Here is a 2,459-nt window from a genome sequence, read left to right on the forward strand (position 1 = left end):
TGGTGGTTGGCTATTTACTATGTACTAAAATATCGGCGTTTTTTTTATTCTAAAACGCTTGATTAAGAGCGATTTAGCTGCTTTTAACTTGCAACTAACCTACACCGCAAGTGTTTAAGAAATTTACTAAGCAGGAAAAAAGGCAAAGAAACCCCGTAGTAGCTAGCATTCAAATTCTCCCTTGTCAATTTGACGTTTTTTGCTGTCTTAAACGCTTTGTAAGCGCATTTCGGCTTATATAGGTAAAAACCCAGAAATTTTTAAAGACATGCGATGCACGTAGTGCGAAAAATTAAACATGAGACGCCAAATACCCTAAGTTTTTTGTCATTAACCTGCACAGATTGCGAAGATAAATAAATAGCTTCAGTTTCATGATAAGGGGGTTGGCGAAGGGTGTCAAGTAATTCCGTTCCTTATGGGTAAAAAAAGAGAAACTCTAAGTTGCAGCCGCACAATGTTTCTCTTTTCTGCTGTTGATGATTATTTCGCCTATTGTAACTGCCGCTAGAATAAAGCAATAATATACCTGTGTTAATAAAGAAATAGGTGATACAGAGGCGATGCTACCTGCTAGCAATAGTTGGGAACCATAAGGTAAGATACCTTTTGTAGCACAAGCAAAAACATCTAATAAGTATGCGCTGCGATGTGGCGCAATACTGTGTTTTTGTGCAAGCCTTTTTGCAATGCCACCACTTAGTAAAATAGCAATGGTATTATTGGCAACTAAGGTAGTAAACATAGACGCAATTCCTGCTATCACAAATTCAGCTTTAGTTTTTGTGATATTGCTTTCATCGATGAGTTTATGCAACGCTTTTTGACCTTGTTTGTACATTATATGGCTCAATCCACCGATAAATAGAGCAAATATCACTATTTCGTTTACTTTTTTGAAACCGTCATACACGTCATGAGGAAATTGAATGATAGCATAGTCAAAAAAAGTTATTCCTAGCACACCAGCAATAATTATGTTTATAGTTATTGTTACTAAAGTGGCGACTTCAAGCAGCCCCATGATTATTAAAGAAATGTAAGGAATAATTTTTATTATAGAATAATAATCTAAATTTGATATAGAAATAATTTTTGTACTATTTGAGGCAACTGCTAGGTAGATGAGTGTTATAATGCTGGCAATAAGTGCAACTTTAGAGTTCATTTTAAGTTTATCTTTTGCTGAAGCTTCCTGTGAAGAAACAGATGCAATGGTGGTATCAGATATCATCGAAAGGTTATCGCCAAACACGGCACCACCTACTACAGTTGCAGTTCCTATTTCGAGACCAAAAGCTCCACTTTTTGCCAGATTAACAGCTATAGGTACCATCAGCGCAACAACTCCCATAGATGTGCCAATTGCAGTTGAAATAAAAGCAGAAGCCAAAAATACTCCAGGCAGCAGTAATCTTGCTGGAAGGAAATTAAGAATTAAATTAGCAACAGTGTCTGCGCTACCGATTGATTGAGTCACCGCAGAAAATGCTCCAGAAAATAAAAAAATTAAACACATAGTAAGGGTGTTTTTGTCACCCATGCCCTTGATAACAGTATCGATGTTATGCTGAATTTTATTTGTACCACGTGAGACAGCAAAAAATAGTGCTGGTAATAAGCAGATTACTGGTGAAACCTGATGAAGTGGATTATCAGTTCCGATAAAAGAAAAATAAGCACCACTTCCAAGATACAAGATTAAAAAAATAATCAAGGGGACAAAAGCTGTCATTTTACTGTACCTAAACTTATAACTATAACTAATTAAGTGGTTTTAAGCAAGTTTGGTTTTCACTAGTTCTACAGGAAGTCAATAGCAGAGTTTTAAACTTCATATTTAATCTACTAAATAAATAACACATGTAGCTTATTGCTTGACAATAGGATCTAATTGTTGTCTAGATTCCAGCATCACGCGCACAACTGTACGAACATTTGTTTGCGAAGAAATGTTATAGCTGGTTTTGCCTCAAACACAAAGATGTCATCCGAGTAGCTGACTACTTGGATCCAGAAAATTTTGCTGCGAGTAAGCAAATTTGTTTGGTGAGCATAGAAAGTGGAATGTGTAAGCGCAGCCTCAACAGGTTGTCATCCAAGTAGCTGACTACTTGGATCCAGCTGAGTTGGTGAGTATAAAAGTATAGCTAACGCGAGCTCTACGTCATACCGCCGCAGAATAATTAACCGTCATACCGCGATTCATTCGCAGTATCCCTTCGCGGTATCCCTTAGCCGCTAACAAGCAGCGGGATGACGAGCTTATCGTCATGCCACCGCGAACCGTCATACCGCGATTCATTCGCGGTATCTCTAGATCCCGCTAACAAGCAGCGGGATGACGGTTGTCGTTTAGCTATAAATATTTAAGAAATTTACTAAACAGAAAAAAAGGCAAAAGAAGCCCCGTAGTTGGCTAATTACTTACATTATACTTTCAAGTATGGCGTTTTTTT

Annotated in this window: 2 protein-coding genes; one reads left to right on the forward strand and one right to left on the reverse strand. The window is 37.5% G+C overall.

Translation table 11 applies throughout. The annotated features are described in order from the left end of the window. Nucleotides 1-439: 439 nt before the first annotated feature. Nucleotides 440-1,735: a Na+/H+ antiporter NhaC family protein gene (locus OZD62_RS03135; protein ID WP_006280467.1), complete on the reverse strand. Its 1,296-nt coding sequence runs from the start codon at nt 1,733-1,735 to the stop codon at nt 440-442. Between the two features lie 203 nt (nt 1,736-1,938). Here OZD62_RS03135 and OZD62_RS03140 point away from each other — a divergent pair, with 203 nt between their 5' ends. After that, nucleotides 1,939-2,106, forward strand: coding sequence for a hypothetical protein (locus OZD62_RS03140; RefSeq protein ID WP_155975180.1), 168 nt, complete (start codon nt 1,939-1,941; stop codon nt 2,104-2,106). Nucleotides 2,107-2,459 lie beyond the last annotated feature (353 nt).

Source organism: Wolbachia endosymbiont of Drosophila seguyi (genome assembly GCF_028981765.1).
In the GTDB taxonomy this organism is placed as follows: Bacteria; Pseudomonadota; Alphaproteobacteria; order Rickettsiales; family Anaplasmataceae; genus Wolbachia; species Wolbachia pipientis.

What these genes read in the sequence shown, in the direction of transcription:
- OZD62_RS03135 (WP_006280467.1), bottom strand. Translation starts at nt 1,735, where the DNA reads ATGACAGCTTTTGTCCCCTTGATTATTTTTTTAATCTTGTATCTTGGA.